The 26,443-nt window shown below is 36.7% G+C and carries 20 protein-coding genes and 18 tRNA genes; 4 read left to right on the top strand and 34 right to left on the bottom strand.

The window, feature by feature from the left end; genetic code table 11:
• Nucleotides 1-33: 33 nt before the first annotated feature.
• From CDZ92_RS00190 to CDZ92_RS00160, 7 genes are all read right to left on the bottom strand, one after another.
• Nucleotides 34-960, bottom strand: coding sequence for a metal ABC transporter solute-binding protein, Zn/Mn family (locus CDZ92_RS00190; RefSeq protein WP_406564915.1), 927 nt, complete (start codon nucleotides 958-960; stop codon nucleotides 34-36).
• A gap of 325 nt (nucleotides 961-1,285) precedes the next feature.
• Complete coding sequence (menC, locus tag CDZ92_RS00185) at nucleotides 1,286-2,395, bottom strand: o-succinylbenzoate synthase (protein WP_096152849.1); 1,110 nt, start codon at nucleotides 2,393-2,395, stop codon at nucleotides 1,286-1,288.
• A gap of 11 nt (nucleotides 2,396-2,406) precedes the next feature.
• Complete coding sequence (locus CDZ92_RS00180) at nucleotides 2,407-3,879, bottom strand: o-succinylbenzoate--CoA ligase (protein WP_096152848.1); 1,473 nt, start codon at nucleotides 3,877-3,879, stop codon at nucleotides 2,407-2,409.
• 249 nt (nucleotides 3,880-4,128) lie between these two features.
• Complete coding sequence (gene menB, locus CDZ92_RS00175) at nucleotides 4,129-4,947, bottom strand: 1,4-dihydroxy-2-naphthoyl-CoA synthase (protein ID WP_096152847.1); 819 nt, start codon at nucleotides 4,945-4,947, stop codon at nucleotides 4,129-4,131.
• 12 nt (nucleotides 4,948-4,959) lie between these two features.
• On the bottom strand, nucleotides 4,960-5,793 hold the full coding sequence (gene menH / locus CDZ92_RS00170; RefSeq protein WP_157842675.1) for a 2-succinyl-6-hydroxy-2,4-cyclohexadiene-1-carboxylate synthase: 834 nt from the start codon (nucleotides 5,791-5,793) through the stop codon (nucleotides 4,960-4,962).
• The gene (menD, locus tag CDZ92_RS00165) at nucleotides 5,786-7,531 is read right to left on the bottom strand and encodes a 2-succinyl-5-enolpyruvyl-6-hydroxy-3-cyclohexene-1-carboxylic-acid synthase (protein ID WP_096152845.1); all 1,746 of its coding nucleotides are present in this window, start codon (nucleotides 7,529-7,531) and stop codon (nucleotides 5,786-5,788) included. The genes menH and menD overlap by 8 nt, the downstream gene beginning before the upstream one ends.
• The gene (locus CDZ92_RS00160; RefSeq protein ID WP_096152844.1) at nucleotides 7,515-8,909 is read right to left on the bottom strand and encodes an isochorismate synthase; all 1,395 of its coding nucleotides are present in this window, start codon (nucleotides 8,907-8,909) and stop codon (nucleotides 7,515-7,517) included. Before CDZ92_RS00160 ends, menD begins: the two co-directional genes overlap by 17 nt.
• Nucleotides 8,910-9,331: 422 nt before the next feature.
• Between CDZ92_RS00160 and CDZ92_RS00155 the strand changes: the two genes are divergently transcribed.
• The 3 genes from CDZ92_RS00155 to CDZ92_RS00145 all read left to right on the top strand — a co-directional run bounded on the left by CDZ92_RS00155 (nucleotide 9,332) and on the right by CDZ92_RS00145 (nucleotide 12,339).
• Entirely contained in the window at nucleotides 9,332-10,276 is a 945-nt protein-coding gene (locus tag CDZ92_RS00155; protein WP_096152843.1) for a 1,4-dihydroxy-2-naphthoate polyprenyltransferase, read from the top strand.
• A 132-nt stretch (nucleotides 10,277-10,408) separates the two neighbouring features.
• Nucleotides 10,409-11,158, top strand: coding sequence for a TraR/DksA C4-type zinc finger protein (locus CDZ92_RS00150; RefSeq protein ID WP_096152842.1), 750 nt, complete (start codon nucleotides 10,409-10,411; stop codon nucleotides 11,156-11,158).
• A gap of 413 nt (nucleotides 11,159-11,571) precedes the next feature.
• Entirely contained in the window at nucleotides 11,572-12,339 is a 768-nt protein-coding gene (locus tag CDZ92_RS00145; RefSeq protein WP_096152841.1) for a lipase family protein, read from the top strand.
• Between the two features lie 89 nt (nucleotides 12,340-12,428).
• Here CDZ92_RS00145 and CDZ92_RS00140 read toward each other — a convergent pair whose 3' ends face one another.
• From CDZ92_RS00140 to glgB, 7 genes are all read right to left on the bottom strand, one after another.
• Nucleotides 12,429-12,965 (bottom strand): GNAT family N-acetyltransferase, encoded by a 537-nt coding sequence (locus tag CDZ92_RS00140; RefSeq protein WP_096152840.1) that lies wholly within the window; start codon nucleotides 12,963-12,965, stop codon nucleotides 12,429-12,431.
• 53 nt (nucleotides 12,966-13,018) lie between these two features.
• Nucleotides 13,019-13,333: a hypothetical protein gene (locus tag CDZ92_RS00135; RefSeq protein ID WP_096152839.1), complete on the bottom strand. Its 315-nt coding sequence runs from the start codon at nucleotides 13,331-13,333 to the stop codon at nucleotides 13,019-13,021.
• A gap of 281 nt (nucleotides 13,334-13,614) precedes the next feature.
• Complete coding sequence (locus CDZ92_RS00130) at nucleotides 13,615-16,011, bottom strand: glycogen/starch/alpha-glucan phosphorylase (protein WP_096152838.1); 2,397 nt, start codon at nucleotides 16,009-16,011, stop codon at nucleotides 13,615-13,617.
• Nucleotides 16,001-17,452, bottom strand: a complete 1,452-nt coding sequence (glgA, locus tag CDZ92_RS00125) for a glycogen synthase GlgA (protein ID WP_096152837.1) — start codon at nucleotides 17,450-17,452, stop codon at nucleotides 16,001-16,003. The genes CDZ92_RS00130 and glgA overlap by 11 nt, the downstream gene beginning before the upstream one ends.
• A complete protein-coding gene (locus CDZ92_RS00120) occupies nucleotides 17,449-18,474 on the bottom strand; it encodes a sugar phosphate nucleotidyltransferase (RefSeq protein WP_096152836.1) in 1,026 nt (341 codons plus the stop codon). Before CDZ92_RS00120 ends, glgA begins: the two co-directional genes overlap by 4 nt.
• Nucleotides 18,475-18,501: 27 nt before the next feature.
• The gene (locus CDZ92_RS00115; protein WP_096152835.1) at nucleotides 18,502-19,638 is read right to left on the bottom strand and encodes a glucose-1-phosphate adenylyltransferase; all 1,137 of its coding nucleotides are present in this window, start codon (nucleotides 19,636-19,638) and stop codon (nucleotides 18,502-18,504) included.
• 2 nt (nucleotides 19,639-19,640) lie between these two features.
• Nucleotides 19,641-21,527, bottom strand: a complete 1,887-nt coding sequence (gene glgB / locus CDZ92_RS00110; protein ID WP_141395249.1) for a 1,4-alpha-glucan branching protein GlgB — start codon at nucleotides 21,525-21,527, stop codon at nucleotides 19,641-19,643.
• Between the two features lie 523 nt (nucleotides 21,528-22,050).
• Between glgB and map the strand changes: the two genes are divergently transcribed.
• On the top strand, nucleotides 22,051-22,794 hold the full coding sequence (gene map / locus CDZ92_RS00105; RefSeq protein WP_096152834.1) for a type I methionyl aminopeptidase: 744 nt from the start codon (nucleotides 22,051-22,053) through the stop codon (nucleotides 22,792-22,794).
• A 57-nt stretch (nucleotides 22,795-22,851) separates the two neighbouring features.
• Here the strand turns inward: map and CDZ92_RS00100 are convergent, their stop codons facing one another.
• From CDZ92_RS00100 to CDZ92_RS00005, 20 genes are all read right to left on the bottom strand, one after another.
• On the bottom strand, nucleotides 22,852-24,096 hold the full coding sequence (locus tag CDZ92_RS00100) for a hypothetical protein (protein ID WP_096152833.1): 1,245 nt from the start codon (nucleotides 24,094-24,096) through the stop codon (nucleotides 22,852-22,854).
• Nucleotides 24,068-24,619 (bottom strand): RNA polymerase sigma factor, encoded by a 552-nt coding sequence (locus CDZ92_RS00095; RefSeq protein WP_096152832.1) that lies wholly within the window; start codon nucleotides 24,617-24,619, stop codon nucleotides 24,068-24,070. The genes CDZ92_RS00100 and CDZ92_RS00095 overlap by 29 nt, the downstream gene beginning before the upstream one ends.
• Nucleotides 24,620-24,732: 113 nt before the next feature.
• A tRNA-Glu gene (locus CDZ92_RS00090) sits at nucleotides 24,733-24,804 on the bottom strand.
• Between the two features lie 18 nt (nucleotides 24,805-24,822).
• Nucleotides 24,823-24,913 (bottom strand) — tRNA-Ser (locus tag CDZ92_RS00085).
• 5 nt (nucleotides 24,914-24,918) lie between these two features.
• A tRNA-Asn gene (locus tag CDZ92_RS00080) sits at nucleotides 24,919-24,993 on the bottom strand.
• Between the two features lie 10 nt (nucleotides 24,994-25,003).
• Nucleotides 25,004-25,080 (bottom strand) — tRNA-Ile (locus tag CDZ92_RS00075).
• A 6-nt stretch (nucleotides 25,081-25,086) separates the two neighbouring features.
• Nucleotides 25,087-25,160, bottom strand: a tRNA-Gly gene (locus CDZ92_RS00070).
• Between the two features lie 8 nt (nucleotides 25,161-25,168).
• Nucleotides 25,169-25,241: transfer RNA gene (locus CDZ92_RS00065), tRNA-His, on the bottom strand.
• 10 nt (nucleotides 25,242-25,251) lie between these two features.
• Nucleotides 25,252-25,327 (bottom strand) — tRNA-Thr (locus CDZ92_RS00060).
• 28 nt (nucleotides 25,328-25,355) lie between these two features.
• Nucleotides 25,356-25,431 (bottom strand) — tRNA-Phe (locus tag CDZ92_RS00055).
• 6 nt (nucleotides 25,432-25,437) lie between these two features.
• Nucleotides 25,438-25,513, bottom strand: a tRNA-Asp gene (locus CDZ92_RS00050).
• Between the two features lie 3 nt (nucleotides 25,514-25,516).
• Nucleotides 25,517-25,593 (bottom strand) — tRNA-Met (locus CDZ92_RS00045).
• A gap of 50 nt (nucleotides 25,594-25,643) precedes the next feature.
• A tRNA-Ser gene (locus CDZ92_RS00040) sits at nucleotides 25,644-25,736 on the bottom strand.
• Between the two features lie 15 nt (nucleotides 25,737-25,751).
• A tRNA-Ile gene (locus tag CDZ92_RS00035) sits at nucleotides 25,752-25,828 on the bottom strand.
• 4 nt (nucleotides 25,829-25,832) lie between these two features.
• A tRNA-Met gene (locus CDZ92_RS00030) sits at nucleotides 25,833-25,909 on the bottom strand.
• A 31-nt stretch (nucleotides 25,910-25,940) separates the two neighbouring features.
• A tRNA-Ala gene (locus tag CDZ92_RS00025) sits at nucleotides 25,941-26,013 on the bottom strand.
• Between the two features lie 15 nt (nucleotides 26,014-26,028).
• Nucleotides 26,029-26,105, bottom strand: a tRNA-Pro gene (locus CDZ92_RS00020).
• A 3-nt stretch (nucleotides 26,106-26,108) separates the two neighbouring features.
• Nucleotides 26,109-26,185: transfer RNA gene (locus CDZ92_RS00015), tRNA-Arg, on the bottom strand.
• Nucleotides 26,186-26,270: 85 nt separating this feature from the next.
• Nucleotides 26,271-26,359, bottom strand: a tRNA-Leu gene (locus tag CDZ92_RS00010).
• A gap of 8 nt (nucleotides 26,360-26,367) precedes the next feature.
• A tRNA-Gly gene (locus tag CDZ92_RS00005) sits at nucleotides 26,368-26,442 on the bottom strand.
• Nucleotide 26,443 lies beyond the last annotated feature (1 nt).

Raw genomic sequence — 26,443 nt, 5'->3', positions numbered from 1 at the left:
CCAGTGTAGATGTACACTGATGCCTTCTTTTATCTATTTTAGAGAATCAACGATAGTTTTTATATTGTGTTCAAACATACCCTTATAAGTTCCTTCTTTTGTTCCTGCTTCACCCATTGCATCAGAGTATAGCTCTCCCCCGATAACCACATCATGGCCTCTTCTTTTCGCACCTTCCACTACAGCTGTTATGGAATCATCGGATATACTACTTTCTACAAAAACAGCTTTAATGTTTCTGGAAGTAATAACATCAATAAGTTCTTGTACGTCACGTAATCCGTATTCCGAATCAGTGCTTAATCCTTGTAGCCCCATCACTTCTATATCATATGCTTTTCCGAAGTACTGAAATGCATCATGTGCAGTAACTAGTACTCGACTCTCTTTAGGGATAGTAGCGATTTGTTCAATTGCAAAGTCATGTAACTTCTCTAACTCAGCTTTGTATTGACTTGCATTATTTTCATAGAAACTTGCATTCTCTTTATCTAGTTCGATCAAGGAAGTTGTTACGGCATCGACAGCATAAATCCACAGCGAAATATCAAACCATATGTGCGGATCTGGTTCGCCTTCTTCTTCTTCATCCTCTAAAAGAAGGTTGGTAGGAATCGTTTCTGCTACAGCAATTACTGGTTTGTCTTTGGACATTTGACCTAGCACTTCACCCATTCTACCTTCTAACCGCAAACCGTTGTAAAAAATAATATCTGCATCATTCAACTTACGAATATCACCTTGAGAGGCTCTGTATAAATGAGGGTCAATACCTGGGCCCATTAAAGATTCCACCGTTACTTTTTCCCCGCCAATATTCTCCACAACATCTGCAATTTGTGCAATTGTTGTTGTAACCAGAATTGTTCCAGTTTCCTCATTCGATGTTGAATCGGAAGAACACGCACCTAAAACTGATACAAATAATCCAATAACGAATAATTTAAACAAAGATTTCATTTTTTTCATTCCTCTCCTTACTTTGTTAATTACTAATTGTTTGCTCAGGGTATAAATTTTGCCTAGAGGCAAAATTTTAGTCAAAAAAAGGAAACGAGCATTTTTATTATTATATTTAATTGACTCAAAACTACTTTATGCACGAAATGTTTAAAAAGTGCTTTTGAACAAACTCATTTTTTATGGTTATGCAACAAAAAGTTGCCTTACTACAAAATTTAAACCTTAAGCAAACTTTTGTCAACTATTGGACTAGCTCATTTATAAAAAAAATTCATACGGCAATTTACCGAATGAATTAAAAAATTTATTTCTTTAAATTGTTTTATTGAAACGTTAGGCTTCGTTTACATATTTGCTGTATAAATTCTTCATCTACTTCAAATCCGATACCGCTGCTGGTTGGAACGTTAATCTTACCTTTAACAACTCTTACTTCTGGAACAATGACATCTTTTTCCCAATATCTTGATGAAGCTGATAAGTCACCTGGAATCGTGAAATTGGGCAAAGTCGATAAAGCAATATTAAAAGCTCTTGAAATCCCCGTTTCTAACATTCCGCCACACCAAACAGGAATATCATTTTCTAAACAAAGATTATGTATAGCAATTGCTTCAGCCAATCCACCTACTCGACCTATCTTTATATTGATAACTTTACAACTTCTCAACTTAATGGCGTTTTTTGCATCTTCCAAAGAATTAATGGACTCATCCAGACACACAGGTGTGCATATCTCTTTTTGTAGTTCTGCATGTTCTACAATGTCATCAATTCCTAGAGGTTGTTCTATCATCATTAGACCGAATTTGTCTAGCTTTTTCAAATGATCTATGTCGTTTAAAGAATAAGCTGAATTAGCATCTACCATCAATAACAAATCAGGATATAAGTCTCTTATTTGTTGTAAAACAGAAATGTCTGTAGTTGGATCAATTTTAACCTTCACTCTTCTATAACCTTCATCCAATCGTTTGTCTATCATCTTGACAATTTCTGAAGGATTACCACTACTAACAACAACCCCTGCTTCCACATTGTCTCTTACTCCACCTATATAGGTTGCTAGAGCTTTGTCAGCCTTTTTTGCAAACAAGTCCCATATTGCCGTCTCAACTCCAGCCTTTGCCATATTGTTGCCACGCCATTTCTTTAAGCATTTATTTACATCGGTAGGATTAGTCCATCTTACATCTGAAACTCCTGGTATAAAAAAATCTTTTAACATGTGCCAAGCTGTTTCGATTGTTTCTTCTGTATACCATGGTGACGAAAAGGCAACCACCTCGCCCCAACCAACAACGCCATCGCTATCCTCTACTTTTAGTAAAATGCTTTCTCTATCAGAAACAGTCTCTAGGTGTGTAATAAAAGGGGAACGAAGCTTCATTGTCGTTTGGTACATCGTTATTTTTTTTATTTTTACCGACATTCTTCTTCCCCCTATTCTTTCCCTGGCAATAATTCGATTAATTTTCGTCTAAGCAATTTATTTGTCGCATTTTTAGGTAGTTCTTTGATAAACACAATTCGCTTTGGCACTTTATATTTCGCCATACGCCCGCTAACAAAGTGAAGAATGTCGTTTTCCGTCAAAACTGCACCTTTCTGTAAAACAACAAAACCTACTGGCACGTGACCCCATTTTTCATCGCGTAATCCTGTCACTCCAGCTTCCGTAATTCCTTCATGGCTAACTAATACATTCTCAATTTCGGCTGGATAAATATTTTCTCCACCTGATATGATTAGGTCACTTCTTCTATCTAATACAAATAAATATCCATCTTCATCTATGTAACCAATATCACCAGTATGAAACCAACCATTTTGTAATATGGAATTTTCAAATTTCCAATATCCTGGTGAAACATTTGGTCCCTTTACAACAATTTCTCCATCCATATTTGCTCCAAGCTCTTTTCCATCTTTCATTATTTTCATTTGACACGGAAATAACGGCTTACCCGCTGAGCCCACTTTCTTGATTGCATCATCTGATGATAATGTTACAATCTGCGAACACGTTTCAGTCATTCCATATGTTTGTACAACTGGAATCTTTTTTTCTCTACATTTCTCCAATAAGGAGATTGGTACTGGTCCACCGCCAACTAGCAAGCAACGTAAACTATTAGGGTATTCCCTTTCACCTAGATCATCTAAAAGACCGACTAACATTGAGCTAACTACTGAAACAATGGTAACATGATTTTCTCTTATTGCTTTATTTACCTTTTTTGGTTCGAATTTTGTATGTAAAACAACACGCATTCCATATATAACACCACGCATAATAATGGATAAACCACTAATGTGAAACAATGGAACAGCAGCTAACCAACAATCTTCCTCGTACAATCCAAGATTAAGTGCAGAGCTACTTGCACTCCAATAATGGTTACCGTACGTTTGTTTCACCCCTTTTGGATTTCCAGTCGTTCCAGATGTGTACATAATCGTATCGGTTTCAGACATACAAAATTCTTTTTGTAGACAAATAGTAGAATCTTCTTTGGCTATTTTTAACGTTTGTATTGTCATTACACTTGTTTCATTTAGCTTGATATGGCTAAACAGCTCCAATTTTTCTTCATCTGAGAAAGCGATCTTTGAACCAGCATCTTTTATCTGATAGTGAAGTTCAGCAGGAGTTAATCGAGTATTATGTAAAACGGTGATGCAACCTATATGTTTTAATGCAAAAATCACTTCTACTTGTGCTATACTGTTCGACATGAACACAGATACTATATCACCTTTTTTTATAGAAAGGGAAGCCATTTTCCTAGCTAGGTTTTCTGATTTTCGTAGTAGTTTTAGGAAAGTTATTTTTTCTGAGTCCGTTTCTATCGCAATTTTATTTGGTGATAATTCTGCGCGTTTACGCAAAAAGTTAGGAATCGAGACGTCCATCTCTTCACCTCCAAGATGAAAACTTAATAAAAAGGATGACCACATCCGAAAAATCGTGTGAGGTCATCCTTTCTTCTTGCATGAATCTTACCTGAGTCCCTTCATAATGTATGACTACACTACGAAAAACGAAGCACTACCTATTTTTAGCATTTTTCAAAGCTATACTATATGGCATAATATTCTACAAAAATATCTAGAGTATTCGTTTTTAATTAAACGTACCATAATTATGAATTGGCTTACCTATTAAGGGAAACGAGGGAATTGACCAAAGTCTGGCGTACGCTTTTCTTTGAATGCGTCGCGTCCTTCTTTCGCCTCATCCGTTGTATAGTAAAGTAAAGTTGCATCTCCAGCAAACTGTTGAATTCCAGCTAATCCATCAGTGTCTGCATTAAATGCAGCTTTTAAGAAACGAAGTGCTGTTGGACTCTTCTCCAACATTTCTTCACACCATTTAACTGTTTCATCTTCTAATTGATCTAACGGCACAACTGTGTTTACTAATCCCATATCTAATGCTTCTTGAGCATTGTATTGACGGCATAAGTACCAAATTTCACGAGCCTTTTTATGGCCTACAATACGCGCTAAATAGCCAGAACCATATCCAGCATCAAAGCTACCAACTTTAGGACCTGTTTGGCCAAACATTGCATTATCAGCTGCAATTGTTAAATCACACACAACATGTAAAACATGTCCGCCACCAATAGCCCAACCAGCTACCATTGCTACGACTGGTTTAGGTGTAACGCGGATTAAACGTTGTAAGTCCAACACGTTTAAACGTGGAACCTCATCATCTCCAACATACCCACCATGTCCACGCACTTTTTGGTCTCCACCTGAACAGAAAGCTTTTCCACCTTCACCAGATAAAATAATTACTCCAACGTTAGCGTTTTCACGAGCACGAGAAAATGCATCAATTAACTCCATTACTGTTTTAGGACGAAATGCATTATGTACTTCAGGTCTGTTAATGGAGATTTTCGCAATACCATTATATGTTTGATAAAGAATATCTTCATATTCACGTTCTGTTACCCATTCTCTAGTCATCATTCTTCCTCCTTATTGTTCTTCTGACAAAAACTCACTTACTATTTTACCAAATTTTTCGGATTGTTCCACATGAATTGCATGACCAGCACGATTTATTTCGATAAAAGTTGACATCGGAAACAATGAATTCATGCTTTTGGCTATTTCTATAAACTTTTTATCATCCTTACCTGCTACGAGTGTTACAGGTAAATGTAGTGATTTTAATACTCCCCAATAGGAAGGTTGACTGCCTGTTCCTATACCTCTTAAGCTATTTGCCAAACCTGCAGCATCATTATCTAATCTTTGTTGTAAGATTTTCCTTTGTTCCTCACTAGTCAGTTTCTTTTGAGTCTCAAATAACGGGATGTTAGTCCAGAATTCAATAAATCTCTCTAGCCCTTCCCCCTCTATTTTTATAGCTAGTTTCTCATCGGCTAGTTGACGCATATGACGTTCACTTTCTGTTTGTAAGCCTGGAGAGGCACTTTCTAGTAGTAATCCTTTTACGATAAAAGGATACTTTAGTGCAAAAGAAAGAGCGATCCTTCCCCCCATAGAATAACCAATTACATGAATCTTTTTCTCCGTAATGTTCTTTATTATTTCATAAAGATCTTCTATCGTATTTTCCATAGAATAGCGACTAGCTTCCATTGGCTTTTCACTTAATCCATGACCAAGAACATCAGGAAACACAAAAGTGTACGACTCTTTATTCTGAATGTATGGTAATATATCCACCCAGTTTGCACCACGACCAGTAAATCCATGTAAAAAAACGACAACATTTGGACCATTTCCAATGACATTTACATGGTATTGTACCGCATTAATAGACATCATATTTCTTTCATTCATGACAAGTAATTTCCTGGGAAACATTTTTCCACATTTTCCGGTGAAGCTGTTCATTTTCTACACGACTTGTCGGAATTTCAATTACTTTAAGTCCATTTTGCGTAAAAGATCGAATGACTGAATCACGGAATTGACTCCATGTTTCGACTTTGTCGTATGAGCCATTATATAATTTGACAGCGTGTGCAAAATCCATATGTAAAGGGGTGCCAAATAGAGTTTCGAAATGCTGTTCTACTTTAGACTGAGGTAGGAAAGAGAAAATTCCACCACCGTTATTATTTACTAAAACGATTGTAATATTTAAGTCCAATAATTTTGATGCAAGTAAACCGTTCATATCATGATAAAAAGACAAGTCACCAATCACTAATACAAGTTGATCAAAAGCATTACTTGCAGCCAGTGCTGTAGAAATAATGCCGTCAATTCCGTTCGCACCTCGATTGGCAAGAATCGTTATATTCTTGTTATCACAGTAGAAAAAAGTATCAACATCTCTTATTGGCATACTATTCCCGACAAAAAGAGCAGCATTTTGAGGTAGAAGAGTTTGTAATTCTGTAATGACCTTACCCTCAAATAACGAAACATCATCTAAATGACGAGAAAGAACTTTCTTTGCTTGCGTATTAATTCTTTGGAACTGATGCAACCAATCTCTATTATTAGCCTTTTCCTCCAGAAGTTGTAGAACACTGTTGCAGAAAGTTCTCTCATCACAGTGTACCATATGAGTAGCTTCTAACGTTGGGTCGCGCCAACCGCCGTCACCATCCACCACAATCTGAACACAGTTCGCTTTTTGTATGTATTGAGTTAAAAATTTTGAAACAGGCATTGCACCAAAACGAATGATTACTTCCGGTTTTAAGCTCCTGACCACTTCTTCATTTTTAAATAATGCGTCATATGTTTCAATAATGGCATCTGTTTCATGTAGTCCACTACGTAACTGGGAAAGTGGGTCTGCTAATATTGGGAAATTCAAATTCTTTGACAACTGAACAACTTCATTTCTATAATCTCTGCTACTATTCATTTCTCCACAAACAATAAGTCCTTTTTGTTTTGTAGAAAACATAGTAGCAAACTTTCTAGCCTCTTGGTCACTGATCGTGTAACTTCCGATTTTCGTTTCCATAATGGATATCTCTAATTCATTTTCATGCGTCCATAAGTCTGGTAACTGTAAATCAGGAACAAGTGGATCTCGGAATGGGAAGTTCAAATGAACTGGCCCTACAGGAGATGAAAGTGCAGTTCCCGTTGCTCTAGCAGCCACTGTTCTCACATATTGAATATGTTTTTTTTCACTCGAAGGAAGAGACATTTCCGCAAACCATTTTACATAGTTTCCATACATCTTAATTTGATCGATCGCTTGTGGTGCCCCTACATCTCGTAATTCATGAGGGCGATCTGCTGTAATAACAATTAGCGGTAATCTTGAATAGTGTGCTTCCACAATCGCTGGATAATAATTCGTTGCTGCAGTTCCAGATGTGCATAAAATGGCAACCGGTTTCTTCGCTGTTTTCGCTAATCCTAGTGCGTAAAAAGATGCTGACCGTTCATCAATTAAAACCGTAACCTTTAGTTTGGCATGTTCAGCCATCATGATTGCTAAGGGTGTAGAGCGAGATCCAGGGCTAATAACGGCTTCTTCTACACCACTTTTTACTAACTCGTCTACAAAAGCCCCAACGTAATAGGTTAAATCAATTGTTTCTCTCATTTAAATTGATGCCTCCTAAAGCCGATAGCATCGGTTTGAATTTCACTTTCGTTTCTTCGTACTCACTATCTGGATCCGAATCTCCTACTATTCCACAACCTGCAAAAAGAGATGCTTCCTTTTCTTGAATTAAGCCAGATCGAATCGCTACTGCGAATTCACCATTATTATTACTGTCAACAAATCCAATTGGACTAGCATACCAACCTCTATCTAATAACTCTACTTCTCTAATTGTTTTAATAGCGATTTCAGTAGGATAGCCACCTAAAGCAGGCGTTGGGTGTAACCTTTCTACTAATTGAAGTAGAGATGTATTTCCATCACCGGTTGCTTTCACAGGTGTATATAAATGTTGAATGTGTTTTAGCTTACGTAAAGAGGGACTATCGTCCGTTTCAACTTTTGCACATACTGATTGCAATGAATCCCTAATCATTTTTACAACTAAATGGTGCTCATGTAGATTTTTTTCATCCGTTAAGAGTTCTTTTCCTAGTTGTTCGTCTTCTTGTAATGTTTGACCTCGTTTCGTTGATCCGGCCAAGCACATGGAAATTATATCTTCCTCGTTTTTTTTCACAAGTTGTTCCGGCGTTGCTCCAATAAAGCAATCTCCATTTCTTGCAAAAGCAAAAACATAACTATTTTGCTGTTCTTCTAGAAGATTTTCCGTGACTTTTGATAAAGGAATTTTATGTGAGTAACCTACTCTAAGCTCACGTGCTAGTACAACTTTTTCCATTTCTTGATTACTTATTCTTCTTGTAACATCACGAATGGACTCTTTCCACATTTCCGGCTCCAATTCTTCGTAACTTACCAAACTTGGAAGCACTTCCAATTCTTTTGTCATGCTAGTAGATAGCAGCTTCTCTTCTATACGTTTGAGTAAATCAATATCGTCTTTAGAAATGTCATTAAGGATATTTATTGTTATAAAGCACTGATCTTCTTTTATGGTCAACATAAAAGTCGGTAACACAAAAATGGAATCTGAAAAACTATTCCAAAGGTTTGTTTTCTTTTTTATTGGGTCAAAAGAAAAACCACCAAACAACAAAGGAGTAGTACAAGTATCATTTATGATCCCATCTTGGAGGAATCTTTTCCAACTATCTTCTATCTCTTTATAACGATTTTCTTTTCCGCTCGATTGAAATTCTTTCGTAACTCCCGCTCCAATAATGTATGTAGACCGCTCTGGATTTGTCCAAAAAAAACGCTCATTGTAAAAATGTGATTCACTTTCTCGAAAAAATTGCAGGGGATCTACATTTTTTATTTTTTTTGTAAAACTAATTAATACAGGCTTGTCCTTATTTTTATCAACCTGCTTTAATAGTTGTATCCATTCGTTTGCTTGAATAATAACCAAAGTACTCCCCCCAAAAAACCTTTAAACAACGTAAGAAGACATTTTGTCTCCTCTAATAACTTACTCTAAGATACACCTCAAAAGCTTTTAATGTCAACAATATCCCCTTCTTTTAACCTACTTTCTTCATTATAAAATTGTTTCCATCCTTTTCCTCACTTACATACGAAAATTCGTTGACAGTTGTACACACATTACATACACTTAGTTATGTAATTATATTCATTATTACGGTTCGTTTAATGAAAAACGAATGTCTTGTTATGCTATAAAAAGTTAATTCTGTTCGCTTAAAAAGCTATACAGTACTGACTTCAGTTAGTTTTATAACTTTTCGTATAGTAATCATATATTAGGAAACGGACTCATGTAATTATTTTTCTAAAATAACTTAATTTAAATAGGAAAAGGAGGGGCTAATTATGCAACCTCAAACTGCACAAACGAATACTTCAACACATATAGTAACGAGTACAAGACCCCCGTTTAAAGTATGGTGGAATTTAATGAGACCACATACATTAACAGCTGCATTTGTTCCTGTTTCTATTGGTACAGTTTTAGCTTTATATGAAGCACCACTTCATTGGCCGTTATTTTTTGCAATGCTTTTTGCGAGTCTTTTAATTCAAGCTGCTACAAATATGTTTAATGAATACTACGACTATAAGCGCGGTCTAGATAATGAAAACTCCGTTGGAATTGGAGGGGCGATTGTAAGAGATGGTGTATCTCCTACTACCGTACTACGACTAGCCTTTATCTTTTTAGGCATCGCCACAATCTTAGGTATTTATATTTGTATGAGTACTAGCTGGTGGCTAGCTGTTATCGGTACTGTATGTATGGCTGCAGGTTATTTTTACACTGGAGGTCCAATACCGATTGCCTATACTCCATTTGGTGAAGTTGTTGCAGGTTTTTTCATGGGACTTGTCATTATCGCTATAGCATTTTTCATTCAAACTGGCACTGTTTCAACGTTAAGCATACTAGTTTCTATTCCAGCTTCCATATTAGTTGGAGCAATCTTACTAGCTAACAACATTCGTGATCTAGATGGTGATAAAGAAAATGGCCGTAAAACAATTGCGATTCTTGTTGGACGACAAAATGCCATCCACTTATTAGCAGCAATGTTTATCGTTTCATATGGACTTATTGTTTACTTTGCATTTGCTGGTTACACATCTTTCTGGACATTTTTAATTTTCTTGTCTATCGGTAAACCCATTACAGCAGTAAAAGAGTTTAAGCGAAACAATAGCAACGTAAAAATGATGCCCGCGATGATTGCAACAGCAAAAACGAATACAATATTTGGATTCTTATTAATCATCGGTTTAGTAATTGGATTTTTCATGTAAAAGAACTTCTTTTGAGGTTCTTTTTTTTGTTCGTAAAATGATTACTATTTAATTTCCAATTATGTTTTTCCTACTTCCGTTAATAATACAAGTAAGTCTATTATTACTGGCAATTCGGAAGGAGAAAAATCAATGCTTTCTAATGAGCAATTAAATAAATTAAAAGCCACACTAGAATCAGAAAGGCAATCATTAGAGGAACGTCTTGGTGATAACGACCATTTTCAATTAGAGCGAGAGCATCCTTATAATTCAGTAGGAGAATTATCTGCATATGATAACCACCCAGGTGATTTAGGAACAGAACTATATGAACGTGAAAAGGACCTCTCCTTAAATGAACATACAGAGAAAGAATTGCACGATGTAAATTATGCACTTCAAGCAATGACTAATGGTACTTATGGGAAATGTGAGGTTTGTGGCACTGACATTGATCCAGATCGTATAGAGGCAATACCAACAACAACTTACTGTAAAGAACATAGTCCCAATAAGGAAGTTTCTCATAACAGACCTATTGAAGAAGGGGTATTAATGCCTCCATTCGGAAAATTTGAATTAGATGATGAACACGAATCCGTTGCATTTGACTCAGAGGACACATGGCAAACTTTACAAAAGTATGGTACTTCTGAAAGTCCGTCTGATTTTGTAGAAGAAGTGGGCCGATATGAAAATGCCTACATCGAAAATGAAGAAAATGAAGGATATGTAGAAGATTATGAAAATTTTGTAGGAACAGATATGTACGGTAAAGAGATAACCGTTTATCCTAACAAACAACACGAGGAGTATGAACAATCCTTAGATGAAGAAGGTTTGATGACTTCGTTCGGTGATTTGCCAAGCGGGGAGAAAGAATCGTATACAGAGGAATAAAGACATTTTATTAGGCTTAGTTATTACCTTTTATATTAGTAGTAGCTAAGCTTATTCATTTTGTTTATTTTCTAATCGGTTGTTTTGTGTTTCAATTCTAATTATTTCTCGATTTGTGTTTCAATCTATACCTGTTGTGTTTCAATCTCACTGTTTTCTGTTTCAATCCTCGTCACTTGTGTTTCAATTCCAATTCATACTCGTCCTACTGAACATTTGTGTTTCAAACCATCCCTGTTGTGTTTCAATCTTACTCTTTTCTGTTTCAATCCTCGTCACTTGTGTTTCAATTCTAATCCTCCTCTATTCCTATTAAAACCTTTACTTTTTCAACTCAATCCTCCCTTTTCCTTTCACTCCTCCCCCATTCCAGACATATTTTAGTAAAAGCAAATACCAAGGATGTGAATTTAATGCGTTCTATTCCATACCATTCTCCAGAATGGGCATTATTTTTAGCGGAGTGTTCACGTTTAGCTTACGACCAGTTCCATCAAAATGGACTTTTCACCGTCCCTAAAGGATTTAATATAGTAAAAGAATTCAAAGCAAAGTCTTTTCATCATCTAGAGTGGTTTGGCTTTATTTTAGAGTCGGATGATGCGATTATTATTGCATTTAGAGGTACATCCACTGACTTAGATTGGGTTTCTGACGCTGAGATTTATCAACATCCATTCCAACATTGCAAAAGCAAACCATTTGTACACAGTGGATTCTTGTCTGTCTATGAATCAGCAAGGGACGAAATTTTAGAAACACTAAAATCACTTCCAAAAGAAAAAGCACTATTTATTACTGGGCATAGTTTAGGAGGGGCGCTTGCGGTACTAAACGCTTTTGACATAGGAAGCAATCAATTACATGATCACTTTTACATGTACAATTATGGAGCTCCTAGGGTAGGCGATGAGCAATTTGTAGAAGAATATAAAAAAGTTTGCCCAGCCTCCATCAGATACGTAAATCTACTAGATGCTGTCCCATTTTTACCGACGACTAAATTGTACGGACCTATTTCAAAAAAAACGTGGTATTATCGCCACGTTCCAAAAGCCATTCATTTTATAAGAAGAGAAGGATCCATTGTGAAAAACCATAGTATTGATACGTATATTGAAACAATCGAGAAGGAAGTTAGTGACAAGAGAGATAATACTAATGAGATTATTATTTACTAAGTGTTTTTTCTATAAACAAAAGGCGATATGGAATTTTTATTTTCCAATCGCCTCTTAAATAGATCAATGTCGTAATCTACAAAAATAAATCAATATGCTAAATCGTCTAACCGAATCGGCGTTCTTAGCTCGTTCTCCCAATCGGGTCTTATAATGGAATATGTAATAGCATCATGTATAGTTCCGTCATCATTTTCCCATGAGTACCTTAAGTAACCTTCTTTAACAAAACCACATTTGTGTAATGTTTTTCTCATTGCATAATTGTCACTTCTCGTATGGGCCTCTAATCTTATTTTAGAAGGTTCCATATTAAAAACATAGTCTGTTAGCCATTTAACAGATTGTGCACCAAACCCTCGACCCCTTATATCTTCACGAATACGGATATCAAATAAAGGTATAGAGTCATTTATATCATAAATAATTACTAACCCTATTCTCTTCCCGTCTTCTATTACCCAAAAAGTATGGCGATTATCTTCGTACCATCCCTTTTCTATTCTTTCCAAAATGCTTTCTTTCTTTGGCTCAGGATCGCCATGAAAAGGCCACCTACATGATGTTAAAAAAGTAACTAAGTCAACGGCATTTTTTTCATTTAATAATTCAAATTGCAATTCCATTTCTTACATCCCCTTAAACTCTAATAACTTGTTACTACAAATTAATCTAACAATTACGGTCCAAACGGCACAAAGTATCTAAACATAATAGAAATAAAGGCAAACACTGAGACCGTACAGATGAAAACAAAATGAATGATTCCGTACACAATCTTACTACTCTTATCCATAAAAAACGTGTAAATAAAACCAGCTATTGGATTGATTAATAGAAACGGTAAAGCCACCATAATAAAATATTTACCCAATACCATAACAAACGCATTTGAAAAATCAACATATGAAAGAAAAATCCAAAGCGCCGAGAAAACGATGACCGTGCTCCAAAGAGAAATAACAGACATCTTATTAGGGTTTTTCCATACCACCTATACGTCCCCCCTATGAACAAATTTACATTCTATGATATTCCACAACAAGGAAAAGTTTTCCTCCTAAATGAGTCCGTTTCATAATGTATGATTACTTTACGAAAAACGAATTATATAACTCTATCTGCTAGTTTAAACGCATAAAAGACGAACAACCTATACTTTTTCCTGGAAAATAACTCGTTTTTCACTAAACGAACCGTAATTATGAAATTGATTCAAATAATAAAACACCTTTACTTTTTATATGCCTAAAGTAAAGGTGCCTTCCATTCTTTCTATTTACTTTTCGTTAATCCCCATATTTCATCTGCATACTGCTTAATGGTTCTATCGCTTGAAAAATATCCAGACGAAGCAATGTTTAAACCACTTAACGTCCACCATTTTAACGGATTTCGATACGATGCATCCACTTTTGCTTGTGCATCTACATACGAATCAAAATCGCGCAATACAAAATACTCATCGTTTTGCATTAATAAAGAATCATAGATTGGCTCAAAGTGATCTTGCGCGTCCGGGAAAAAGCCATTAATTAATTGTTCTAGTACTTGTTGAATTCTTTTATCATGATGATAATATTCAGAAGACCTGTATCCCCCATTTTGATAATAGTTTAACACTTCTTCTGCCGTTAAACCGAACAAGAACATGTTCTCTGACCCAACTTCTTCCTTCATCTCGACGTTTGCTCCATCTAACGTTCCAATCGTAAGAGCACCATTCATCATAAACTTCATATTTCCAGTTCCAGATGCTTCCTTACTAGCAGTTGATATTTGCTCACTAACATCAGCAGCTGGGAAAATATCTTCCGCTAACGATACCCGATAGTTTTCTAGAAAAATAACTTTTAATCTATCATTCGTAAATGGATCATTATTCACTTTATCTGCTAACGAGTTAATTAACTTAATTACCCTCTTCGCATAATAATAGCCAGGCGACGCTTTTGCACCGAATATAAACGTACGCGGCTGTATATCGAAGTGGCTATCATCTTTTAAGCGATTGTATAGATACATAATATGCAATACATTCAACAACTGTCGTTTATACGCATGCAACCTTTTCACTTGAACGTCAAAGATACTATTCACGTCAACATGTATTCCTTGCTGCTTAAAAATGCGGTCAGCTAAAATCTGTTTCCGCTCTTTTTTAACGTTTGCCAAGTTTTCTAGAAAACTTGGGTCATGGACGTAGTCCTTCAACTGCTCTAAATGACGCGTGTCATGTATCCATGCAGTGCCGATAGAATCAGTTATTAGTTTTGTTAACTGTGGGTTTGCTTTTAACAACCATCTGCGGTGTGTAATTCCGTTAGTCTTATTATTAAATTTCTCAGGAAATGCTTCGTAAAAAAGGCGCATTTCTCGTTTTTTTAAAATTTCCGTATGAATTTTGGCAACGCCATTCACACTGTAGCTACCGACAATAGCTAAATGGGCCATCTTAACAACCCCATGCGCGATAATAGCCATTTCCTCGATACGTCCCCAGTCGCCAGGGTATCGATCCCATAACTCTTGACAATAGCGCTCATTTATTTCATTTACTATCATAAAAATACGAGGTAATAACGGTTGAAAAATGGAAACAGGCCATTTTTCTAAAGCTTCCGATAATGTTGTATGATTTGTGTATGAAATCGTATTTTTAGTAATCTCCCAAGCTTCTTCCCAACTCATCGCCTCTTCATCTAATAGAATTCTCATTAATTCTGGAATAGCTAGCACAGGATGCGTATCATTAATGTGAATCGTAACTCGTTCGTGCAAGTCTACTAAACTACCATTCTTCTTTCTATAGGAACGCACAATACTACCTAGACTTGCTGAGACTAAAAAGTATTGTTGCTTTAATCTTAGGATCTTTCCTTCATCATGCGTATCATCTGGATAAAGAAACTCTGACACTGCTTCTGTGTCACGCTTATATTGTAATATGTCTTTATTCGTAGGATATGGAGCTGGTTCAGCACTCCATAACCTTAGCGTATTAACGTTAGATGTTTCATATCCCACTACTGGCATATCATATGGAACAGCTGTAATCTTTTCCCCTTTAGCATGACGAAACAAAGTCTTTCCATCTTCTTCATACGTTTCGACTTTTCCAAAAAAACGAATTTCTACCGCTTGATCTGGTTTTCGCACTTCCCACACATTTCCGTGACGAAGCCATTGTTCAGGTAGTTCTACTTGATATCCATCTACAAATTTCTGGTCAAACAGACCATGTTTATATCGTATACCACAACCGTGCCCTGGCAAATCTAAAGAAGCTAATGAATCTAGAAAACAAGCAGCAAGACGACCTAGTCCACCATTTCCTAGGCCGGCATCTGCTTCTATTTCTTCAATGGAATGAAGGTCTAATCCTAGCTCTTCTAACCCATCTTTTACACAATCTCTTATTCCTAAGTTCAACAAATTATTTCCTAACAATCTGCCTAACAAAAACTCAATCGACAAGTAATACACTTGCTTATTGTTAGTCGTTCGGTTTCGCTCGTTTGTCTCAATCCAGTTCGTACTAATGTATTCACGGACCATACTACCTAATGCATGAAAATGGTCTCTAGGGGTTGATTCAGCAAAGCTCTTTCCGTACATCCGCTCCACTTTATTAGCAAAGACTGTTTTAAATGTTTCCTTGTTACAGAACATGTACTCCACTCCTAGCAATCAAAGATGAATATAACTGGTTGTACTTAAAAGCTGATTTGGCCCAACTATAATCTTTATTCATAGCTTCTAACATAATATTTTGCCAAACGTCTTTCTTTTGGTAACACGCTATGGCACGACAAATCGTAAACAACATATCGTGGGCATTAAAGTTTGTAAACGAAAATCCATTCCCATCTTTTGTCACTTCATTATATGACTGAACCGTATCATTTAGCCCACCCGTTTCACGAACGATTGGGATCGTGCCGTACCTTAGCGCGATAAGTTGCCCTAAACCACACGGCTCAAATTTGGATGGCATTAAAAACATATCAGAACCTGCATAAATTTTATGAGCTAGTTCTTCGTCAAAACCGATAAATACTTTTACTTTATCAGGATAACGATGTGCCAGATAGCCAAAAAATTGTTCAAATTCATATTCACCTGTTCCTAGGACTACTAACTGTACATCTTCCTTTAACAACTCTTCCATTACCGCTGTTACTAGGTCTAGTCCTTTTTGTTTCGTAAGACGAGTTACCATCGCAATTATCGGTACTTCCACACGTACAGGTAAATTAGCCAAAAGTTGTAACTCTTCTTTGTTATCTTTCTTTCGTTCCATATTTTTTGCATCATACGTCGAAACAATCATTTCATCATGCTTTGGATTATAAATATCTTCATCGATCCCATTAATAATTCCAATTAACGCACTGCTTCTTGACCTTAAAACTCCATCTAACATTTCTCCGTAGTAAGGTGTTTGAATTTCATCCTTATAAGTGGGACTAACCGTTGTGATAACAGATGATGACACAAGTGCCGCTTTCATAAAATTCACTTGACCGAAAAACTCTAATTGTTCTGTTGTAAAATACTCATCAGATAAGTTTAGTAAATCGTCTAAAATTCCTTTAGGGAAGACTCCTTGAAATTGTAGGTTATGAATCGTAAAAGCAGTTTGAACACGTTTATAACGAATATCAGATTTGAATTCTTTTTCTAATAAAAAGTTAACCATTCCCGTATGCCAATCGTGACAATGAACAACATCCGGAATAAAATCAATAATAGGTAAAGACTCTAATACCGCTCTACAAAAGTAAGCAAATCTCTCCCCATCGTCGAAATGTCCATATAATGAATCTCGATTAAAATAGTACTCATTATCAATAAAATAGTATGTCACGCCTTCGAACTCAAGCATCTCAATACCACAATATTGTTTTCTCCAACCTACCGATAATGTAATTGCCTCTATATGATTCATATTTTCTTTAAACTTAGTTGGAATCTGCCCGTATTTTGGTAAAATAACGCGTACATCAGTACCAAGTTTTTTCAACTCTTTTGGCAGTGCTCCTGCAACATCCCCTAGTCCGCCGGATTTTGCAAATGGGACACATTCCGAGACGACAAATAAAACTTTCACGAATTCATCAGCGCTCCTTGTATTGTTCCTTTTTTCACTAAATACGGATCAAAATTTTCTCCTTTTAATACTGTACCTTGTTCTACTTTTACATCTTTGTCTAAAATAACACAATCTAAAACAGCATCCGCTTCCACAACACTTTTTTGCATCACGATACTATTCTTAATTACCGCACCTTTTTCCACTTTTACTCCACGGAAAATGATACTGTTTTCTACATGGCCTTGTATAATAGCACCATTAGCAATCATAGAATTTTTCACGTAAGCATCTTTGGAATACTTAGTTGGTGGTTCATCTTTTACTTTTGTAAAAATTGGCTGTTCACGGCGGAAAATTTGTTTCCATACAGTAGGATTAAGTAACGCTAAACTATTCTGATAGTAGCTGTTTACAGAATCGATGACAGCGACAAAACTTTCATATTCATAATCACAAATGGTTAATTCAGATTTTGGATCTCTAATACAATCCGAAATATTTCGATAACCTGTTGTATCAGCATTTTTAAATAAATCAATTAACAACGTTTTTTCTAATATATAAACATCTAATGACTTACCTAATTGACGTACATGTGTAATATCACACTTATTGTCTAAATGTCTTTTTAACATCACTCTATAATCCATATTACAAACAGTGTAACTATTGGCTAAAACAACATACTCCTGTGAACTTCTAAGAAAAAAGTCTTCATTCTCCTTGAATTGCTGGAATGAGCCGATTCCTTCTAATAAGGATTTTTCCGAGCTTGGAAAAAAGAACAATCCGTCTCTCTTTCTGTTTAAATCCCATTGTTTCCCTGAACCTAGATGGTCCATTAACGAACGATATTGATATTTAGGAAAAATGGCTACACTTGAAATACCTGAGTTAACCATATTGGATAAGACAAAGTCGATTAAGCGATAACGACCTCCAAATGGTACTGCTGCTGAAGAACGTTTCCACGTTAACTCGCTCATTTCATCTATATGTGTTGTTGCATCTATAATCCCTAACATTGATTTATTCATGGAAGTACACCCTCTCCAATTATTCTATTAAACTGCCAAAAATTCTTCCGAAACTAGTAAAATTTCATCTTCATTTTTTTCAGGGGCAATAATTGCTCCATCTGGAATAACCATTCCTGCTGGAATAATTGCTCTCTCAATATAAACATTGTTACCAATTTTCGCCTCTGGCATGACAACCGAGTGCTGTACAACGGAGTTTTCACCAACTGATACACCTTGGAAAACAACCGAATGATCGACTTTTCCTTCAATGACACACCCTTCGTTAATTAATGATTCCGTCACTTCCGCATTTGGTGCAATATACTGTGGTTGTTGATTTGGATTAACAGAATAAATTCTCCAATTATAATCAAATAAATTCAATTCACACGTTTCATCTAGTAAATCCATATTTGCTTCCCATAAGCTTTTAACTGTACCAACATCTTTCCAGTAACCTTTATATGGATAAGCCATTAAACGTTTCTTTTCTTCCAATAATAGAGGAATGACATCTTTACCAAAATCATGACTTGATTCAGGATTACGGTCATCCATCTCTAAATATTCCTTTAAAATAGACCATTTAAAAATGTAGACTCCCATCGATGCTAAATTATTTTTTGGATTTGCTGGCTTTTCGTCAAAAGCGGTTACTTCCATTTTCTCATTTGTATTCATGATCCCAAATCGACTTGCTTCTTCCCACGGAACTTCTATAACGGAAATAGAAACGTCCGCATCTTGTTTAACGTGATAATCCAGCATTGCCGAATAGTCCATCTTATAAATATGGTCGCCAGATAAAATTAACACGTACTCCGGATCATATTGGCGCAAATAGTTCATATTTTGATAGATAGCACTAGCTGTTCCCGTATACCATCTAACACCAGAAGATTCACTATATGGAGGTAAAACAGTTACTCCTCCATTTTTACGGTCTAAGTCCCATGCACTTCCAATCCCGATGTAAGAGTTCAGTACGAGTGGTTGATATTGAGTTAGTACTCCAACTGTATCAATTCCCGAATTCGTACAGTTACTTAAAGCAAAATCGATAATTCTATATTTTCCGCCGAAAGGTACGGCCGGTTTCGCTAAATTTTTAGTTAATGAACTTAAACGGCTTCCTTTTCCACCTGCTAATAACATCGCGACACATTTCTTCTTGACCATCTTTACTTTCTCTCCCCTCTTCTTCTCACAGGTTGCAACATACATACACCGAACGGCGCAACATTGACCATCATATGATAAGGTTTACCGTGATATTCCCCTTTTTTCACTTCAATTTCGTCTAAATTAGTAATTCCTGTGCCTCCGAAATGAACATCATCACTATTAAAAACTTGTTCATAACCGCATTCTTCCGGAACGCCTAAAGTGAAATTTTGATAAGCTCTACAAGTAAAATTACATATAACGACCGTGTAATCTCCTGCGTTCTTGCCGTAGCGTATATAAGAGAAAATACTTTGTTCACGGTTGTTCGCATCTATCCATTCGAATCCACTATGTGCGTGATCTTGTTCAAACAATGAAGGATTATTTAGATAAAAATGAGTAAGTTCTTTCATATACTTGTTCATATTACGATGAGACTCATATTGGTCTATAAGCATCCAGTCTACTTGTTCTAAATCTTTCCACTCATCAAACTGACCAAACTCTCCACCCATAAATAAAAGTTTCTTTCCTGGGTGTGTCATAAAATAACCATATAATAAGCGGAGTTGAGCGAACTTTTCTTCGTAACTACCAGGCATTTTATTGAGAAGTGACTTTTTCCCGTGTACAACTTCATCATGAGACAATGGCAAAACAAAGTTTTCGGAAAAAGCGTACATTAACGAAAACGTCACTTTATCGTGTATCATCGAACGTTCTTGCGACGGAGTTTCCATATAATTCAACATGTCATTCATCCAACCCATGTTCCACTTATAATTAAAGCCAAGTCCGCCTTCATATGTCGGAGCTGTAACAAGTGGCCAATCAGAAGAATCTTCCGCTATCATTAGAGCGCTATAATCATAGTCAAATACTGCTTTGTTTAAGTTCTTAAGAAATTCAATGGCAAAAGGATTCTCGTGAGATTCATTCGTATTCGGCCAGTAGATGATATTAGAAACCGCATCTACTCTAAAGCCGTCTATATGAAAATACTCCATCCAAAATAAAGCATTTGAAATTAGAAAACTCCTTACTTCTGGCTTTCCTAAATCAAAGTTGGCCGTTCCCCACACTTCATTTTCTCTATCATTGTAAGATGTATACTCAAATGTTGGTGTACCATCAAACATGTAAAGCCCGTGTGCATCTTTACAAAAATGACCAGGAACCCAATCAAGTATTATTCCAATATCTACTTGATGACAGGCATCGATAAATGTCATTAATTCTTGTGGTGTACCGTATCTGCTTGTAGCGGAAAAATAACCTGTTCCTTGATATCCCCAAGACCGATCATACGGATGTTCAATGACTGGCAATAGTTCTATATGGGTATAACCTTGTTCTTGAATGTATGGAATAAGTTCATCAATAAGCTCTAAATAGGTGAATAGTGACCCCTCCTCTTTCTTTTTCCATGAAGCTAAATGGAGTTCGTATATAAACATTGGCTTTTCATAAATTGTAATTCGTTTTTTCTTCCGTCTCCAATTAGCATCTTTCCATTTGTATCCGTCTAGGCTATAAACAATGGAAGCCGTGTTTGGCCTAACTTCTGAATAAAATGCATATGGATCTGCCTTATGTAAGACCTCACCTTGTTGTGTTACCAATTCGTATTTATACATTTCCCCTGATAAATCTTGTTCGTTTATAAGGACACTCCACACGCCTTCATTATTTATTCGTTGTAATGGAGTATTCTCTCCGTTCCAATTATTAAACGATCCTATCAGTCTAACTTCTGCTGCATTTGGTGCCCAAACTGTAAATCTTGTACCTACTAATTTACGTCTTCTTTTTAAAACATGCGCTCCGAATAACTCATGACTTTTATACAACGTTCCTTCGTGAAATAAGTGCAATTCAAAATCAGTTGGATTTGCTACCACTTGCAAAGTTTTTCATCCTTTCACTACGTTCGAATGTTTTGATTATTCTAATATTCTATTATGATAAATTAATTCCTTTCGCAGCGGAAATGTTTTTGTAGACATAATGTTACAAATTTCACATAGTGTTAGTATTTGTCGAATAGTTTCGGCAAATGGGCAAACGTTTTCATTGTATGTATTTAAGGATTTGTCATAAAAAGGCTTATTTTGAAAGTGTTTTCACTCGTCAGACGTCTGCATCATATTCTTTTATTTTGTCGAAAAGTTTTTTTCTCGATAACGCTTTCATATGTGTGAGAAGTACATTTATTATTCTTTGAATAATATTTTCTCATAGTCCATTGTGTGTAGGACTTTTGTATTCAGGGGGTAAAATACTGCTGCAATTGATGCTCAGTTATTCTATTAATTGTTGCACCAAAACACATATTTTATAATATTTTATTGTTATCTAAAAAAGTGATAAAATATTAAGATATGACATATTAGCTGTGCTTCGTATTAAGGAGGAAGAAATACTTTGATTGTTAAAGATGAACAAGAATTAGCAAAACTAAAAGAGATTGGTAAAATTGTCGGAACCATTCGTGATGAAATGGTGAAGATTACGAAACCTGGAGTAACGACTAGGGAGATAGATGAATTAGGTGGAAAGTTGTTTGAGCAGTACGGTGCCATATCTGGTCCAAAAGGAGAGTACGACTTCCCTGGATTTACGTGTATTTGTGTAAATGAAGAAGTAGCTCACGGTATTCCGGGAGACCGAGTAATCGCAGACGGAGATTTAGTTAACATAGATGTTTCCGGTTCAAAGGATGGATACTTCGCTGATACTGGTGTATCTTTCGTTGTTGGGAATGCTGACCCTGAACTTGAAAAATTATGTGATGTAGTCAAGCTTGCGTTTGATGAAGGTCTAAAAAAATTCCGTCCAGGTGGAAAACTAAACAACGTTGGAAAAGCTGTACACAATACTGCTAAAAAACATGGTTACACAGTAATAAAGAATTTAACTGGCCATGGCGTTGGACGTACGCTACACGAAGCACCTAGCCATATTCTTAACTATTTTGATCCGTGGGATAATGAATTGTTCAAAGAGGGTATGGTTATTGCATTTGAGCCGTTCGTATCTACAGGGGCAGAAGAAGTGTACGAAAAAGAAGATGGCTGGACATATACAACAAAAGAAAGAAGCTTTGTTGCTCAATATGAACATACAATTGTCGTAACAAAAGGAGAACCAATCATTCTTACAAAATAACACATGCCCGGGTTGTATCAGTGCATTGCACTCATACAACCCGGGCATATTTTTTTATTATTGATAAGAAGCTTTACTATTTAAATACGCGTGAGTTAAAGGAAGGTATTTTGTTTCCCCTTTCACCTCGACAATAAGCCTAACTTGCCTCTCCTCATCAAAGTAAAAAGAAGCTTGTTCTAGATCTACTTCAGTCCAACCTAAATTATACACTTCATTTACAAACTCTAGCATACCATCTAAATTTTCTATAATGCTACTATCTAGAGAACCATAATTTGTGTAATCGTCATATCTATCAAACATCTTCATGATTAACAGCTTTTCAACATTAACTAATGTTCCTTCTACTACCGTCCCAGCCTCATCCACTAAAACCATACTAAAATAAGGGTACATATGATATAAAACCTCTACTCTAGTATCCACTGCAACTTTGCTCTGCATCAACTCAATAGTAGTTGCTATTAAAGTGTTCACTTCTTCAAGTGACTGGCTATTGCTGTGAGCAAAAGAAGACGTGATTGTAATATCGTTGTTTCCTTTGGCTTCAAAATCAATCCCTCTCCAACTAGCCTGTTCCCTAATGAAGCGTTCACTAATTAAAACCTTTGATTCATCTTGATAAACAGGGGTAATATCCGTTGTATATTTTATCCCTGTAGTTAGACTATGATTCCATACATATTCTTCATCTTTTTCATACATAAAAGTTAAATTAGGTTCCTTCCAACTAGGAAACGGGTAAACTAATTCAATTGTATGAAAATCAATATGCTTATATTTTTCAAGCAAGTGGTCGACATTAGCATATTGAGTATATTTTTTAACTTGTTCTATATCTTGATTAGATAAAGCTTTTAAGTATCCTATTGTGTGATTTGCTAGGACAACATCATAAGAATCAATTAGATTATTATAAATTTCCTCTAGGTTAGAAAATCTAATAAACAACTCGTCAAAATTAAACTCAGCCTCCTCACTATCATTTGGAGTATCTATCTCCTTATCTTGTTCATTTTTATCTTCTATTACAGGGGGCTGTGGGTTCTCTGTAGCTGGTCTATTTATCAAATTATCCACAGTGGAACTTTGAATAAAGCTAATAAAAATGATAGCAGCAATGATTACAGCACTTGCTGTTAGAAACGGTATTTTTATGGAGGTTCGCCTATTCTTATGCTTTTTTTCTAGTTTATTTAATTTCTCTTCTAAAGCATCAACAAATTCTTCATCTGGCTTAATGCCTTCTTGATTATATAAAACGGAAAAATTAATTTTGTGCTCTTTTTCTTTGCTCATTGGTTGCTATTCCTCCTTCCACATCTACAGTTAATATTTCTTTTAATTGCTTTAAAGCTCTATGATAATCCACCCTTACTTTTGTCTCTGGACAATCTAATAATTCTGCCGTCTCTTTAATAGATAACTCCCAAATCCCTCTATATATAACAATATTTCGATATTTTAATTTCAATTTAGAGATAGCTCTTTGCAACTCCATATGCTCTTCTTTTTGAAATAGCCTCTCTTCAGGTGTTCCTTCTGGAGTTACTTGTTTATTAAAAGAAAAGTCATTAAAGTAAGTCAATAATTTCTTTTTACGATAGTGATCCATAATTGTATGTCTAGCAATCTTTAATATCCATGGCTTAATCTTTGCAGTGTCTTTTAAGTTTGAAATACTTTTCACCACTTTAATAAAAGTTTCTTGCGTTAAATCTTGTGATAACGAAATGTCACTCGTAAAAAACAAACAATATTGATACACCTGTTCATGATGTTTTCGATAAATCTCACTTATTCCCCATTCACTCTCACTCATGATTTGCCTCCTTTCTTTTACTATATAACAAGTCGTTGTATACTCAACAAATGTTTCAAAAAATTATATATAAATGCAAAAAAACTAGTAACATTAGTTACTAGTTTTTTAGATGACCCGTACGGGATTCGAACCCGTGTTACCGCCGTGAAAGGGCGGTGTCTTAACCGCTTGACCAACGGGCCATAATTATTTAAATAATATGGCGGAGAAGGAGGGATTTGAACCCTCGCGCCGCTTACACGACCTACACCCTTAGCAGGGGCGCCTCTTCAGCCACTTGAGTACTTCTCCAAAAGTGGCTCCACCAGTAGGATTCGAACCTACGACCCTTCGGTTAACAGCCGAATGCTCTACCGCTGAGCTATGGTGGAATAATAAATATGGTGGGCCTAAATGGACTCGAACCATCGACCTCACGCTTATCAGGCGTGCGCTCTAACCAGCTGAGCTATAGGCCCATATAATGGAGCGGGTGATGGGAATCGAACCCACGACATCAGCTTGGAAGGCTGAGGTTTTACCATTAAACTACACCCGCATAAAAAGGGCGACTGATGGGAATCGAACCCACGAATGCCTGAACCACAATCAGGTGCGTTAACCACTTCGCCACAACCGCCATAATGTAATGGTGCCGGCGATAGGAGTCGAACCCACGACCTACTGATTACAAGTCAGTTGCTCTACCAACTGAGCTACACCGGCATACACTAATTATTAAATTAAAAATAAATGGTGGCTCGGGACGGAATCGAACCGCCGACACATGGATTTTCAGTCCATTGCTCTACCAACTGAGCTACCGAGCCAAAATATGGCGGTCCCGACCGGGATCGAACCGGCGATCTCCTGCGTGACAGGCAGGCATGTTAACCGCTACACCACGGGACCATTTGGTTGCGGGGGCAGGATTTGAACCTACGACCTTCGGGTTATGAGCCCGACGAGCTACCAGACTGCTCCACCCCGCGATAATAATAACTATGTTGAAACTAATTTATACAGTAGTTGAAATAAAATATGGAGGAGGAAGAGGGATTCGAACCCCCGCGGGCTTTGACACCCCTGTCGGTTTTCAAGACCGATCCCTTCAGCCGAACTTGGGTATTCCTCCGTATATTTATAATAATGGTGGACCTTGTAGGACTCGAACCTACGACCGGACGGTTATGAGCCGTCTGCTCTAACCAACTGAGCTAAAGGTCCAAAATGGTAGCGGCGGAGGGAGTCGAACCCACGACCTCACGGGTATGAACCGTACGCTCTAGCCAGCTGAGCTACACCGCCATTTTGAAAATCTAACTATATAGGTTATAAGTGGAGCCTAGCGGGATCGAACCGCTGACCTCCTGCGTGCAAGGCAGGCGCTCTCCCAGCTGAGCTAAGGCCCCATTATAAATATTAAGTGGTCGGGAAGACAGGATTTGAACCTGCGACCCCTTGGTCCCAAACCAAGTGCTCTACCAAGCTGAGCTACTCCCCGATATGGCGCGCCCGAGAGGACTCGAACCCCTAACCTTTTGATCCGTAGTCAAACGCTCTATCCAATTGAGCTACGGGCGCTATTTATTTCTTGTTTTACTGCAGTCAAAATTTAATACCTTTTGTGCAATTCAAGGATACTTATTTTCACTAAGTGAAAAAAGTTTGGTGCCGAGGACCGGAATCGAACCGGTACGGTAGTCACCTACCGCAGGATTTTAAGTCCTGTGCGTCTGCCAGTTCCGCCACCCCGGCACTTCTGTTGGAGCGGAAGACGGGATTCGAACCCGCGACCCCCACCTTGGCAAGGTGGTGTTCTACCACTGAACTACTTCCGCT

The organism is Bacillus sp. FJAT-45066 (assembly GCF_002335755.1).
GTDB classification, from domain to species: Bacteria; Bacillota; Bacilli; order Bacillales; family Bacillaceae_I; genus Bacillus_CD; species Bacillus_CD alkalisoli.
The sequence above is the reverse complement of the archived record's forward strand: the minus strand, read 5'-3'. Positions and strand labels throughout refer to the sequence as shown.